Genomic DNA, 12,085 nt, shown 5'->3' with positions numbered 1-12,085 from the left:
GGCTCCCCCCCCCCCCCCCCGCGCCCCCCCGCGCTCTGGCGCCCCTTTCGTTCCGTGCGCCCTGGACTGCCGATGCGTCGATACCTCTTTCCGCTGATCCTCGGCTGCCTCGGCTGCGCGATCCTGGTCGAGCTCGGGCTCTGGCAACTGCGCCGGCTCGAGTGGAAGACCGCGGTGCTCGAGCGGATCGAGGCACAGATGGCGGCCCAGCCGGGGCATCTTCCCCCCGCCGCTCAGACCAGCGAGGCGGCAAAGTACCAGCCCGTCCGGCTGCAGGGCACGACCGGCGCGCGCGAGATCCACATGCTGACCGGCGTGAAGGGCGAAGGCGCGGGCTACGAGATTATCACTCCCTTCGAGACCGGCGGGCGCACCGTGCTGCTCGACCGCGGCTTCGTGGCCGAGGCGGCGAAGGAGGCCCCCCGGCCGCCGGTGCAGCTGACGGTGCTGGGCACGCTGCACTGGCCCGACGAGAAGACCTCGTCGACGCCCGAGCCGGATCTGGGCCGCAACATCTGGTTCGCCCGCGATGTCCCGGCCATGGCCGCGGCACTGGGAACCGAGCCGGTCCTGGTCGTCGCACGCGAGGTCACGGGCGAGGGGCAGGGGGTGACACCGGTGCCCGTCACCACCTTGGGCATACCAAACGACCACCTGAACTACGCCATCACCTGGTTTTCCCTCGCCGCCGTCTGGGCGGGGATGACAGTCTACCTGCTGTGGCGTATCAGGCGGCGGACGATGTGAGGACCGACCATGCGCTATATCTCGACCCGCGGCAAAGCCCCCTCCCTCAGCTTCGGCGAGGCGATGCTGACCGGCCTCGCCCGTGACGGCGGTCTGTATGTCCCCGAAACGATCCCGACCCTGACGCCGGCCGAGATCGCGGCGCTGGCGGGTCTACCCTACGAAGAGGCCGCCTTCCGAGTGATGCGCTCCTTCACCGGCGACACCTTCACCGACGCGGAACTGCAGGCGGCGATCGCCGCGGCCTATGCGGGGTTCGAGCATCCGGCGCGCGCGCCCCTGAAGCAGCTCGCCCCCGGCCATTTCCTGTGCGAGCTGTTCCACGGCCCGACGCTGGCCTTCAAGGACTTCGCGATGCAGCTGATCGGTCAGCTGTTCCAGATCGCGCTCGCGAAAGAGGGCAAGCGCGTCACCATCGTCGGCGCGACGTCCGGAGACACAGGCTCGGCCGCGATCGAGGCCTTCAAGGGGCTCGACGCCGTCGACGTGGTGATCCTTTACCCGCATGGCCGGGTGTCCGAGGTGCAGCGCCGGCAGATGACCACGCCGGCCGAGGCCAACGTCCATGCCGTCGCCCTCGACGGCGATTTCGACGATTGCCAGGCGCGGCTGAAGGACATGTTCAACGACTTCGCCTTCCGCGACGAGGTGGGGCTGGCGGGCGTCAACTCGATCAACTGGGCCCGGGTGCTGGCGCAGGTCGTCTACTACTTCACCGCCGCAGTGGCGCTGGGCGCGCCCGCGCGCGAGGTCGACTTCACCGTGCCGACCGGCAACTTCGGCGACATTTACGCAGGATTTATCGCAAAGCGTATGGGGTTGCCGATTGGCAAGCTGGTGATCGCCACCAACCAGAACGACATCCTGCACCGTGCGATGACCGGCGGGCGCTACCAGACCACCGGGGTCGAACCTTCGATCAGCCCCTCGATGGACATCCAGGTCTCGTCGAACTTCGAGCGCGCGCTCTTCGACGCCTATGGCCGCGACGGCGCGCCGGTCGCGCAGCTGATGGACGAACTGAAGACCGCGGGCGGCTTCGCGATCAGCCAAGGCGCGCTGGAAACGCTGCGCGCGACCTTCGCCTCGGGCCGCGCCTCGGAAGCGGAAACCTCGGCCGAGATCGCGGCGACGCTGGCCGAGACCGGCGAATTGCTCTGCCCGCACTCGGCGGTTGGCGTTTTCGTCGCGAAGTCCCATATTCGCCCCGAAGCGCCGATGGTGACGCTGGCCACCGCGCATCCGGCGAAGTTCCCCGATGCCGTGGAGGCCGCCACCGGCCGCCGTCCCGCGCTGCCCGCCCGCATGGCCGACCTGTTCGACCGGGCCGAGCGGGTGACGCGCTCCACAAACGATCTTGCCGCGCTCGAGGCGCTGGTTCACGAAAGGCGTGCCCGTTGACTGTCCGATTGACCACTCTTCCCAATGGCTTCCGCATCGTTTCCGAAACGATGCCCGGCCTTGCCTCGGCCTCGGTCGGGGTCTGGGTGGATGCGGGCGGACGCCACGAGCGCCCCGAGCAGAACGGGATCGCGCATTTCCTTGAACACATGGCGTTCAAGGGCACCAAGCGGCGCAGCGCCCTGCAGATCGCTGAAGAGATCGAGGATGTCGGCGGCTACATCAACGCCTATACCTCGCGCGAGATGACGGCATTCTATGCCCGCGTGCTGGCCGATGACGTGCCGCTGGCGGTCGACGTGATTTCCGACATCGTGCTGAACCCGGCCTTCGACGCGCGCGAGATCGAGGTCGAGCGCGGCGTGATCCTGCAGGAGATCGGCCAGGCGCTGGATACGCCCGACGACATCATCTTCGACTGGCTTCAGGAAGCGGCCTATCCCGACCAAGCGATCGGGCGCACGATCCTCGGCCCGGCAGAGCGGGTGCAGGCCTTCCAGCGCGGCGATTTCGAAGGCTTCGTGCGCGAACATTACGGGCCCGAGCAGCTGATCCTGTCGGCCGCCGGGGCCGTCGATCACGACCGGCTGGTGCGGCTGGCGGAAGAGACCTTCGGCGCGCTGAAATCGCGCCCGCAGGCCGCGGTGCAGCCCGCGCTCTGGCGCGGGCATGAGCGGCGCGAACTGAAGGACCTCGAGCAGGTTCATTTCGCGCTGGCCTTCGAGGCGCCGGGCTATCGCAGCGACGACGTCTATACCGCGCAGGTCTATTCGACGGCACTGGGCGGCGGCATGTCCTCGCGCCTGTTCCAGAAGATCCGCGAAGAGCGGGGGCTGTGCTATTCGATCTTCGCCCAGTCCTCGGCGCATGAGGACACGGGCATGCTGACGATCTACGCCGGCACCTCGGCCGAGGAGATCGGCGAGTTGGCGGGCCTGACCATCGACGAGCTGCGCCGCGCCGCCGACGACATGACCGAGGCCGAGATCGCCCGTGCCCGCGCGCAGATGAAGGCCGGGATGCTGATGGGGCTGGAAAGCCCCTCGGCCCGGGCCGAGCGGATGGCGCGGATGCTGTCGATCTGGGGCCGGGTGCCGGGTGTGGACGAGGCCGCGGCCAAGATCGACGCCGTCGACCGCCGCGCGGTGCTGGACTACGCGGGCCGGATGCTGGGCGCGGGCTCGGCGCTGGCGCTGTACGGTCGGGCCGAACGGGCGCCGGAACTCGCCGCCCTGCGCGAGGCGCTCGCCGCCTGATGCTCGCGCGCCGCAGGAAGGTCAGGATCGAGACGGAGCGCCTGACGCTGCGCCTGCCGCAGCATTCGGACTTCCGCGCCTGGACCTCGCTGCGCAGCCAGAGCGAGGCCTTCCTGAAGCCCTGGGAGCCCGCCTGGGCCGAGGATCACCTGTCGCGCCGCGCCTTCACCCACCGTGTCTATTGGGCGGCGCGGGCCGAGGCGCAGGGCTCGGCCCTGCCGATGTTCCTGATCGCGCGCGACACCGGCACGCTGGTGGGGGCGATCACGCTCGACAACATCCGCCGCGGCCCTGCGCAATCGGGGACGCTGGGCTACTGGGTGGGCGAGCCCCATGCCCGGAAGGGCTACATGCGCGAGGCGATCCGGGCGGTGGTGCACCACGCCTTCATGCGCCTTGACCTCAGCCGGATCGAGGCCGCCTGCCTGCCGGAAAACGCCGCCTCGCGCGGGGTGCTCGAACGCGCGGGCTTCAAATACGAGGGCGTCGCGCAAAGCTACCTGCAGATCAACGGGCGCTGGCGCAACCATGTCCTTTATTCGAACCTTCGCTCGGACCGGCGCGGCAAGACCGACATCGGCTGAGCCTGCCGCGCGATCGGGCAGAGCGGTTCACGCTTGCGCGAGACGGTCGTGACGCAGGGGAAACCGCGTGACGGGTGGCGCCTTGACAGGCAGCCTTTCGGGCAGGAGGTGCCGCCATGCCCCGGACCCGTCTCGCGCTGCTTCTGGCCCTGATCCCCGCCGCCGCAGCGGCGCAGGTGCAGTTCCCCACGCCCTCCGCCCCCGCAGCGCCCGAGGCGCCGGGCCGCATCCCCAGCCATTGCGTGGCGCTGGCCGATGCCACCCCCGGTGCACGGGTCTGGCGCGCGGGCTACGGCGATGCACTGGCCGAGGATACGGTGCGCCTGAGCTACGTCCACCACGCGACCTACGCGATAGAGACCGCGGGCCTGCTGGCCGCGACCGATTACACCGGCACGCTGGGCCCTGCCGACCCGGTGCCCGACGTGGTGACGATGAACAATTCGCATTCCACCCACTGGACCGCGCGACCCGATCCGCGGATCCCCAACGTGCTCGAGGGCTGGGCGATCGACGGCGCGGTGCCGGCCCATGCGCTCGATCTGGGCGGGATGCTGGTGCGCAACGTCTCGACCGACACCCGCGACTGGGGCGGGGGAACGCGGGCCAATGGCAATTCGATCTTCGTCTTCGAGGCGGCCGGGCTCTGCATCGGGCATCTGGGCCACCTGCATCACGAGCCGACACCGCAGCAATACGCGCTTCTGGGCCGGATGGACGTGGTGATGGTGCCGGTCGACGGCGGCTACACGATGGACACCGAGACGATGACGCGGGTGCTGGCGCGGCTGCGCTCGTCGCTGATCCTGCCGATGCACTGGTTCGGCGAGGGCACGCTGCAACGTTTCCTCGACGGGCTGTCCTCGAGCGAATTCGCGATCATGCGGCCCGGCGAAAGCTCGGTCGAGGTCTCGCTGACCACGCTGCCATCACGCCCCACCGTGATGGTGCTGGAGCCGCGCTGGCTCGACTGAGCTTGCCTTCGCCTTCCGCGGGTGCTTCACCGGGGGCGGAAGGAGCCCCCGATGACCGCACCCGTGACGCCCGCCTTTCTGGAAAGCCTCGCCGCCCGCCTGCCCGAGGGCGTGCTGTCCGAGGCCGAGCCCCGCCACCTCGAGGAACCGCGCGGCCGCGTGAAGGGCCGCCCCGGGCCGCTGGCGCGCCCGCGGACGGTCGAGGAGGTCTCGGTGATCCTTGCCGCCTGCCACGAGGCCGGCGTGGGGGTCGTGCCCTGGGGCGGCGGCACCGGGCTGGTCGGCGGGCAGGTCACCGATGCGGGTCCGCTGCCGCTGATCCTGTCCCTGGAACGGATGGCGGCGGTGCGCGCGGTCCATCCCGAAGAGAACGTGCTGGTGATCGAGGCCGGCGCCACGCTGGCCGCCGCGCAGGAGGCCGCGGCCTCGGCCGGGCGGCTGTTCCCGCTGAGCCTTGCCGCGCAGGGCACGGCGACGATCGGCGGCAACCTTGGCACCAATGCGGGCGGCGTGAACGTGCTGCGCTGGGGCAATGCGCGCGAGCTGTGCCTTGGCATCGAGGCGGTGCTGGCCGATGGCACGATCATCCGCAACCTGCGCCGGCTGCGCAAAGACAATACGGGCTACGACATCCGCGACCTGCTGATCGGGGCAGAGGGAACGCTGGGCGTGATCACCGCCGCTGCGCTCAAGTTGGTGATGCCGCCGGTCGAGACCGGGACGGCGGTGCTGACCGTGCGCGATCCGCAGGCGGCGCTCGACCTGCTGACGCTGTCGCAGACGCTGGCGACCGGCATGGTCTCGGCTTTCGAGCTGATCTCGGGCACCAGCTTCGCCTTCATGGCCGAGACCCAGCCGCAGGTCCGCGCGCCCCTGCGCGGGACCCCGGACTGGGCGGTGCTGATCGAACTGGGCCTGCCCGCTGGCTTCGCTGCCGCCGACATGCTGGGCATGATCTTCGAGACCGGGATGGAGGCGGGACTGGTCACGGACGGGGTGATCGCAAGCTCTGTCGAGCAGCGCCATGCCTTCTGGGCGTTCCGCGAACATATCCCCGAGGCGAACCGGGCGATCGGCGCGGTCAGCTCGCATGACGTGTCTTTGCCATTGTCGCGGATCCCTGAGTTCATCGGGACGGCGCAGACGGCGCTGGCGGAGATGGGCGATTTCCGGGTGAACTGCTTCGGGCATCTGGGCGACGGCAACCTGCATTTCAACGCCTTCCCGGCGGCGGGGCGGCACAAGTCCGAGTACGAAGGCCAGCGCCGGGCCGTGATGGACCGTGTGCATGACATCGTCGACGCGATGGAGGGCTCGTTCAGTGCCGAACATGGCATCGGGCGGCTGAAGGTCGCGGATCTGGAGCGCTACGGCGACCCGGGGCGGCTGGTGGCGATGCGGGCGGTGAAGGCGGCGCTGGATCCGAAGGGGATCCTCAATCCGGGCGTCGTGCTGGCGTAAGGAAGGTCGGGGGGAGGCGCCCCCCCCCCCGCGCCCCCCTGCGCTTTGGCGCGTGTGTCAGAGGTCACGCGGTCAGGGTTGGCGTTCGGCCAGCACGCGGCCCGCAACGGCGTCGAGACGGGCCAGCAGGGCCGGGTCGCGCTGCGCGGGCGCGGTCACCAGCGCCGCGTCGAGCGCGCGATCGCAGCCGCAGGGGCAGGGCGCCGCCGGCCCCAACGTGGGCGCCAGTGCGGCCACAAGCCGCCCGCCCGCGGCGGCGTTCTGGCCCAGCACCTTCAGGATCGTCGACAGCTCGACCGCGCCGTGGTCGGGGTGCCAGCTGTCGTAATCGGTGATCATCGCCACGCTGGCGTAGCAAAGCTCGGCCTCGCGGGCGAGCTTGGCCTCTGGCATGTTGGTCATGCCGATGACGTCGCAGCCCCAGCTGTCGCGGTACATCCGGCTTTCGGCGAGCGTCGAGAACTGCGGCCCCTCCATCACCAGATAGGTGCCGCCGCGATGCACCCGGACCCCGGCGGCCGCCGCCGCCTCTGCCGCCAGCGAAGACAGCCGCGTGCAGGTCGGATCGGCGAGCGAGACATGGGCGACGCAGCCCGCACCGAAGAACGACTTCTCGCGCGCGAAGGTGCGGTCGATATACTGGTCGACGATCACGAAATCGCCCGGCGCCATCTCTTCGCGGAACGAGCCGCAAGCCGAGAGCGACAGCACCTCGGTGCAGCCGAGCCGCTTCAGCGCGTCGATGTTCGCGCGGTAGGGGACCGAGCTTGGCGAATGCACATGCCCCGGCCCGTGACGCTGCAGGAAGCACAGCTCGACCCCGCCGATGGACCCGACCGTCACCGGCCCCGAGGGCGCGCCCCAGGGCGTGTCCACCGCCACTTCGCGCGCGCCTTCCAGCGCCGCCACCTGCGAGACGCCCGATCCGCCGATCACCCCGAGCCTGCGTTTCATCTTCACTCCGTGCCCCAACTTTACCGGTGCCACTGTCCGGGCCGAGGCTATCGACGCCACGGCCCGGCGGGAAGCGGCTTTCGCCCGCCCGCGCGGGGCGCTAAGCAGCGGAACCACAAGGAGCCCCCGGATGCAGGACAACGCGCGCGGATCGCTGTTCATGGTGCTGGCGATGGGGGGCTTCGCGATCGAGGACCTGCTCATCAAGCTGGCCACCCGCGGCCTGCCGGCGGGGCTGGTGCTGATGCTGTTCGGGCTCGGCGGCTGCCTTGGCTTCGCGCTTCTGGCGCGGCGCGCGGGCCAAACGCTGTTTTCGCCCGCGATGCTGCATCCGGTGATGGGACTGAAGGCGCTGGCCGAGGTCACAGGGCGGCTCGGCTACACCCTTGCGCTGGCGACGACGGCGCTGAGTTCGGCCTCGGCGATCATGCAGGCGACGCCGCTGGTGGTGGTCGCGGGCGCGGCACTGGTCTTCGGCGAAACGGTCGGCTGGCGGCGCTGGAGCGCGATCGGCATCGGGTTCGCGGGCGTGCTGATGATCCTGCGCCCGGGGCTCGACGGCTTCACCACCGGGGCGCTCTGGGCCGTGGTCTCGGTCTTCGGCTTCGCCGCGCGCGACCTTGCGACCCGGGCCGCGCCGAAGCTTCTGAGCAATGCGCAGCTGGGCCTCACCGGCTTCGCGGTGCTGGTGCCCACGGGCGCCGTTACCTGGGCGCTGGGTCTTGGCCACGGCGGCGACGGGGCGCACCTCGCGCCGATGCTGTCGGCGCTGTGCCTTGCCGGGGCGATCTGCGTGGGGATCGGCGCCTATTCGGCGCTGACCACCGCGATGCGGGTGGGCGAGGTCTCGGTCGTCACCCCCTTCCGCTACACGCGGCTGATCTTCGCGATGATCCTTGGCGCGGGGCTGCTGGCCGAACGGCCGGACGCGATGACGCTGGCGGGCTCGGCCCTGATCCTTGCGACCGGGATCTACACGCTGCTGCGCACCCGGCGCGTCGCGCGCGGGGCTTAATCCTCGCCCGGTCGCGCCAGTTCGAACACCTCGCGCACCACGGCGTAGTCACGGTAGCCCAGCCGCGAGACCGGGCGGAACCGGGTCACGTCGAACCGGCCGTCGACAAGGCAGTCGTCGCGCAGGTGGACGCCGGTGACCTCGCCAAGGATCAGGTGGTTGTCGCGGCCCAGAAGCCGGATCACCTCGATCACCCGGCATTCCAGCACGGCGGGCGCATCGGCGACGCGCGGGCAGTCGATGGTCTCGCACTCGGCCTTCGGCGTGCCGGAAACGCCGAATTCGTCGGTGTCGCGGGGCAGGGCGGCAGAGCTTGCGTTCATCCGGTGCAGCGCCGCCTCTTCGACGATGTTGACCGCGAAGACGCCGGTTTCGCGCAGGTTGGCCAGCGAATCCTTGGCGTTGGTCGAGGCGAACATCACCTGCGGCGGCACATAGGCGGTGGCGTTGAAGAAAGAGTAGGGCGCGAGATTGTCGCCCTCGGGCCCGCGGGTCGAGATCCAGCCGATGGGCCGCGGCGTCACGATCGCGTTGAAGGGATTGTGCGGCAGGCCGTGGCCGTCGGCGGGGCGGTAGAACATCGGGATTTCCCTTCCGGCGCTGGGGTTTCGGGCCAAAGGCGCCTTGCCCCGATCTGTTTGAACCGAACCCTAGCCCGTGCTAGGCGCGGGTCCAGAGAAAACCGCCCGCGACTCCCTGCACCCGGAGGCCCCATGTATCAGCTCGAGGTCGAGACCGAGGCCGACTGGTGGGAGGTGGAGGCGCTTTACGATCTCTGCTTCGCGCCGGGTCGCACGGCGCTCTCGTCCTACCGGCTGCGCGACGGGGTGCCGAAGGTGGCAGAGCTTTGCCTTGTCCTGCGCGGCGACGAGGGCGCGCTGGCGGCGGTGATCCGCTACTGGCCGGTGCTGGTCGGCGGGCAGCGGGTGCTGCTGCTGGGCCCGGTCGCGGTGCACCCGACCCATCAGGGCGAGGGCTTCGGCGGCATTCTGATCAACGAAAGCATCGGCGAGGCGCGGCGTCTGGGCTGGGAGCGGGTGCTGCTCGTGGGCGACGAGCCCTATTACCGCCGCTTCGGCTTCGTGAAGCTTGGGGGCGTGATCATGCCGCCGCCCACCAACCCCGAACGCGTGCTGGGGCGCGAGCTGATCCCCGGCAGCTGGAAGGGCGTGACCGGCGAGGTGACGAAGTTCGGCCCCCCGCCAAAGGCCCGCGACCCGCGCTGACCACCCTGAGCGACGGCTGGCACCGACCACTGGCACCTCGGCCCGCGCGCCCCATATTCCGGGGGACCGTTTCCTGAACGAGGCCCCGCAATGCCCGCAGACACGATGCTTGTGCCCGCCCCCGCCGATGTGACCGACCCCGTCGTCATGGCCGCGCTCGATGCGCTCGCGAAGCGGCATCGCGCGGCGAACGGGATCGGGATGCAGCTGATGGGGCTGGTTGGCGGCAGCGCCGAGACGCTTTTGGACAAGCTGCCCGAGCGGGTGAAGGACCGGCTTGAGGGCGCGACCCGTGGCGCGCTCGAGACCTCGTTCAACGCCGCCGCCCGCAGCCGCGGCCTTGTCGCGGACCGCTCGGACTGGCTCAACACCGTGGTGGCCACGGCGATGGGCATCGCCGGTGGTTCGGGCGGGCTCGCGACCTCGCTGGCCGAGATCCCGGTGACCACGACGATCCTGCTTCGCGCGATTCAAGGCATTGCGGCCGAACATGGCTTCGACCCCGCCGAAGAGGCCACGCGCTTCGATTGCATCCGCGTCTTCGCCTCTGCCGGGCCGCTTGCGAAGGATGACGGCACCGATCTCGGGTTTCTCGCCGCCCGCGCGGCGATCACCGGCTCGAGCCTGCATGCCTTGATCGCGCGCATCGCGCCGCATCTGTCGCTGGTGCTTGGCCAGAAGCTGGCGGCACAGGCGGTGCCGATGCTGGGGGCGGTGGCGGGCGCGGCGGTGAACTTCGCCTTCACCAGCTATTATCAGGAAATGGCCCGCGTGCAGTTCGGCCTGCGCAGGCTGGCCGAGGACTCGGGCCTGCCGCGCGAGGCGCTGGTCGAGGCGCTGCGGCTAAGGTTGACCGCCCGCTAGTTCCGCCCGCTGCGGACAGAACATCGTGAAGCGCGCCGCCGGAACGCCGGGGCGGGCTTTTCCGTTTGTCTTGCAAATCGCAACAGTGAACGGAGGCCAAGATGCAATCCCTGAACGGCAAGACCATCGCCATTCTCGCCACCGACGGTTTCGAGCAATCCGAACTTGAAGTGCCCCTGAACGAGCTGAAGGCGGCCGGCGCCACCGTCCATGTCGTCTCGCCCAAGTCGGGCGAGATCCGCGGATGGGACGAGAAGGACTGGGGGCGCGCGGTGAAGGTCGACCGGCGGCTCGACGGCACCTCGAGCGCCGATTACGACGCGCTGGTGTTGCCCGGCGGCCAGATCAACCCGGATCTGCTGCGCGTCGAGGACAAGGCGCTGGCGCTGGTGAAGGCCTTCTGGGCCGAGAAGAAAGTGATCGCCGCGATCTGCCACGGCCCTTGGCTGCTGGCCGAAACCGGGATCGCCAAGGGCCGCAAGCTGACCTCGTACCCGTCGATCCGCACCGACATGATCAACGCGGGCGCCGACTGGACCGACGCAGAGGTCGTTTGCGACCAGGGGCTGGTCACCAGCCGCAACCCGGGCGATCTGAAGGCCTTCGTGGCGAAGATCGCCGAGGAAGTCGCCGAGGGCCGGCACGAACGCCGCGCCGCCTGACCGCCGGACAGGACGGGCCGCTCCGGCAGGAGCGGCCCTTTCGCGTCTCAGATCCCCTGACCGCCCGAAACCTCGATCCGCTGGCCGGTCACCCAGCCGAACTGGCCGGTCAGCAGATCGGCCACGGCGGCGCCGATGTCATCGGGCAGACCGACCCGGCCCATGGCGGTGATCGAGGCGATCTGCGCGTTCATCTGCGCGTTGTCGCGCACGACGCCGCCGGCGAAATCGGTCTCGATCGCGCCGGGGGCCACGGTGTTCACGGTGATGCGCCGCGCGCCCAGCACCTTGGCAAGGTAGCGCGTCAGCTGTTCCACCGCGCCCTTCATCATCCCGTAGGCCGGGTACCAGGGCAGGGTCAGCCGGGTCAGGCCCGAAGATAGCATCACGATCCGGCCGCCGTCCGCGATCAGCGGCAGCAGCGCCTGGGTCAGGAAGAAGACGCCCTTCACATGGACGTTGACCAGCGCATCGAACTGCGCCTCGGTCGTGTCTTCGAAGGTCGCGTGGACGCCGAAGCCCGCGTTGTTCACGAGATAGTCGAGCTTGTCGTGGCCCATCGCGGCCATCGCCTCGATCACCGAGACCTTGAAGGCCGGGAAGCCCGCGACAGCGCCGGTGTCGAGCCTGAGGGCCACGGCCTTGCGACCTTCGGCGTGGATCGCCTCGACGACCTCGGCGGCGGCCTCGGCATTGCCCTGGTAGGTGACGATCACATCGGCGCCGCGGCGGGCGAGGTGGATGGCCATCGAGCGGCCGAGGCCGCGGCTCGATCCGGTGACGAGCGCAAGCGGGGTGGGGGAAGGGGTCATGGCAGGCTCCTGTGTCATCTGCTGAACTTGATCTAGCAGCCGTGGTGGCGCAGGGGCTGCCCGATCCTCCGCATCGCCTGCCCGATCCTGCAGATCTGCGCAGGGCGCGTTGCCTGCGTTGCATGCGGG

13 protein-coding genes are annotated in these 12,085 nt (G+C 70.0%); 10 read left to right on the top strand and 3 right to left on the bottom strand.

Going from position 1 to position 12,085, the window contains the following annotated elements; translation table 11 throughout:
* Positions 1-72 precede the first annotated feature (72 nt).
* From V8J36_RS15875 to V8J36_RS15850, 6 genes are all read left to right on the top strand, one after another.
* Positions 73-747, top strand: coding sequence for an SURF1 family protein (locus V8J36_RS15875; protein ID WP_336468292.1), 675 nt, complete (start codon positions 73-75; stop codon positions 745-747).
* 9 nt (positions 748-756) lie between these two features.
* Positions 757-2,148, top strand: a complete 1,392-nt coding sequence (gene thrC / locus V8J36_RS15870; RefSeq protein ID WP_336468291.1) for a threonine synthase — start codon at positions 757-759, stop codon at positions 2,146-2,148.
* Positions 2,145-3,404 (top strand): M16 family metallopeptidase, encoded by a 1,260-nt coding sequence (locus tag V8J36_RS15865; RefSeq protein WP_336468290.1) that lies wholly within the window; start codon positions 2,145-2,147, stop codon positions 3,402-3,404. The genes thrC and V8J36_RS15865 overlap by 4 nt, the downstream gene beginning before the upstream one ends.
* Positions 3,404-3,988: a GNAT family N-acetyltransferase gene (locus V8J36_RS15860; RefSeq protein WP_336468289.1), complete on the top strand. Its 585-nt coding sequence runs from the start codon at positions 3,404-3,406 to the stop codon at positions 3,986-3,988. The genes V8J36_RS15865 and V8J36_RS15860 overlap by 1 nt, the downstream gene beginning before the upstream one ends.
* Before the next feature lie 116 nt (positions 3,989-4,104).
* Positions 4,105-4,962 carry an MBL fold metallo-hydrolase gene (locus tag V8J36_RS15855; RefSeq protein ID WP_336468288.1) on the top strand — a complete coding sequence of 286 codons (858 nt, stop codon included), beginning with the start codon at positions 4,105-4,107 and terminating at the stop codon, positions 4,960-4,962.
* Between the two features lie 51 nt (positions 4,963-5,013).
* On the top strand, positions 5,014-6,423 hold the full coding sequence (locus V8J36_RS15850; RefSeq protein WP_336468287.1) for an FAD-binding oxidoreductase: 1,410 nt from the start codon (positions 5,014-5,016) through the stop codon (positions 6,421-6,423).
* Positions 6,424-6,495: 72 nt separating this feature from the next.
* On the opposite strand, the gene V8J36_RS15845 is transcribed toward V8J36_RS15850, so the two are convergent.
* On the bottom strand, positions 6,496-7,377 hold the full coding sequence (locus tag V8J36_RS15845; protein WP_336468286.1) for an S-methyl-5'-thioadenosine phosphorylase: 882 nt from the start codon (positions 7,375-7,377) through the stop codon (positions 6,496-6,498).
* A 130-nt stretch (positions 7,378-7,507) separates the two neighbouring features.
* Between V8J36_RS15845 and V8J36_RS15840 the strand changes: the two genes are divergently transcribed.
* The gene (locus V8J36_RS15840) at positions 7,508-8,392 is read left to right on the top strand and encodes a DMT family transporter (protein ID WP_336468285.1); all 885 of its coding nucleotides are present in this window, start codon (positions 7,508-7,510) and stop codon (positions 8,390-8,392) included.
* Here the strand turns inward: V8J36_RS15840 and V8J36_RS15835 are convergent.
* Entirely contained in the window at positions 8,389-8,973 is a 585-nt protein-coding gene (locus V8J36_RS15835) for a flavin reductase family protein (RefSeq protein WP_336468284.1), read from the bottom strand. The genes V8J36_RS15840 and V8J36_RS15835 overlap by 4 nt on opposite strands.
* 132 nt (positions 8,974-9,105) lie before the next feature.
* On the opposite strand from V8J36_RS15835, the gene V8J36_RS15830 reads away from it, so the two are divergent.
* The 3 genes from V8J36_RS15830 to V8J36_RS15820 all read left to right on the top strand — a co-directional run bounded on the left by V8J36_RS15830 (position 9,106) and on the right by V8J36_RS15820 (position 11,144).
* On the top strand, positions 9,106-9,618 hold the full coding sequence (locus V8J36_RS15830; RefSeq protein ID WP_336468283.1) for a GNAT family N-acetyltransferase: 513 nt from the start codon (positions 9,106-9,108) through the stop codon (positions 9,616-9,618).
* 90 nt (positions 9,619-9,708) lie between these two features.
* Positions 9,709-10,482: an EcsC family protein gene (locus V8J36_RS15825; RefSeq protein WP_336468282.1), complete on the top strand. Its 774-nt coding sequence runs from the start codon at positions 9,709-9,711 to the stop codon at positions 10,480-10,482.
* Positions 10,483-10,583: 101 nt separating this feature from the next.
* The gene (locus V8J36_RS15820) at positions 10,584-11,144 is read left to right on the top strand and encodes a type 1 glutamine amidotransferase domain-containing protein (RefSeq protein ID WP_336468281.1); all 561 of its coding nucleotides are present in this window, start codon (positions 10,584-10,586) and stop codon (positions 11,142-11,144) included.
* Positions 11,145-11,191: 47 nt separating this feature from the next.
* Here the strand turns inward: V8J36_RS15820 and V8J36_RS15815 are convergent, their stop codons facing one another.
* The gene (locus tag V8J36_RS15815) at positions 11,192-11,956 is read right to left on the bottom strand and encodes an SDR family NAD(P)-dependent oxidoreductase (protein WP_336468280.1); all 765 of its coding nucleotides are present in this window, start codon (positions 11,954-11,956) and stop codon (positions 11,192-11,194) included.
* Positions 11,957-12,085 lie beyond the last annotated feature (129 nt).

The sequence above is a fragment of the Frigidibacter sp. MR17.14 genome, from assembly GCF_037095735.1.
Lineage (GTDB): Bacteria > Pseudomonadota > Alphaproteobacteria > Rhodobacterales > Rhodobacteraceae > Frigidibacter.
The sequence above is the reverse complement of the archived record's forward strand: the minus strand, read 5'-3'. Positions and strand labels throughout refer to the sequence as shown.

Coding starts and splice junctions, on each gene's coding strand:
- V8J36_RS15875 (WP_336468292.1), top strand. CDS start 73: ATGCGTCGATACCTCTTTCCGCTGATCCTCGGCTGCCTCGGCTGCGCG.
- thrC (WP_336468291.1), top strand. CDS start 757: ATGCGCTATATCTCGACCCGCGGCAAAGCCCCCTCCCTCAGCTTCGGC.
- V8J36_RS15860 (WP_336468289.1), top strand. CDS start 3,404: ATGCTCGCGCGCCGCAGGAAGGTCAGGATCGAGACGGAGCGCCTGACG.
- V8J36_RS15855 (WP_336468288.1), top strand. CDS start 4,105: ATGCCCCGGACCCGTCTCGCGCTGCTTCTGGCCCTGATCCCCGCCGCC.
- V8J36_RS15850 (WP_336468287.1), top strand. CDS start 5,014: ATGACCGCACCCGTGACGCCCGCCTTTCTGGAAAGCCTCGCCGCCCGC.
- V8J36_RS15845 (WP_336468286.1), bottom strand. CDS start 7,377: ATGAAACGCAGGCTCGGGGTGATCGGCGGATCGGGCGTCTCGCAGGTG.
- V8J36_RS15840 (WP_336468285.1), top strand. CDS start 7,508: ATGCAGGACAACGCGCGCGGATCGCTGTTCATGGTGCTGGCGATGGGG.
- V8J36_RS15835 (WP_336468284.1), bottom strand. CDS start 8,973: ATGTTCTACCGCCCCGCCGACGGCCACGGCCTGCCGCACAATCCCTTC.
- V8J36_RS15830 (WP_336468283.1), top strand. CDS start 9,106: ATGTATCAGCTCGAGGTCGAGACCGAGGCCGACTGGTGGGAGGTGGAG.
- V8J36_RS15825 (WP_336468282.1), top strand. CDS start 9,709: ATGCCCGCAGACACGATGCTTGTGCCCGCCCCCGCCGATGTGACCGAC.
- V8J36_RS15820 (WP_336468281.1), top strand. CDS start 10,584: ATGCAATCCCTGAACGGCAAGACCATCGCCATTCTCGCCACCGACGGT.
- V8J36_RS15815 (WP_336468280.1), bottom strand. CDS start 11,956: ATGACCCCTTCCCCCACCCCGCTTGCGCTCGTCACCGGATCGAGCCGC.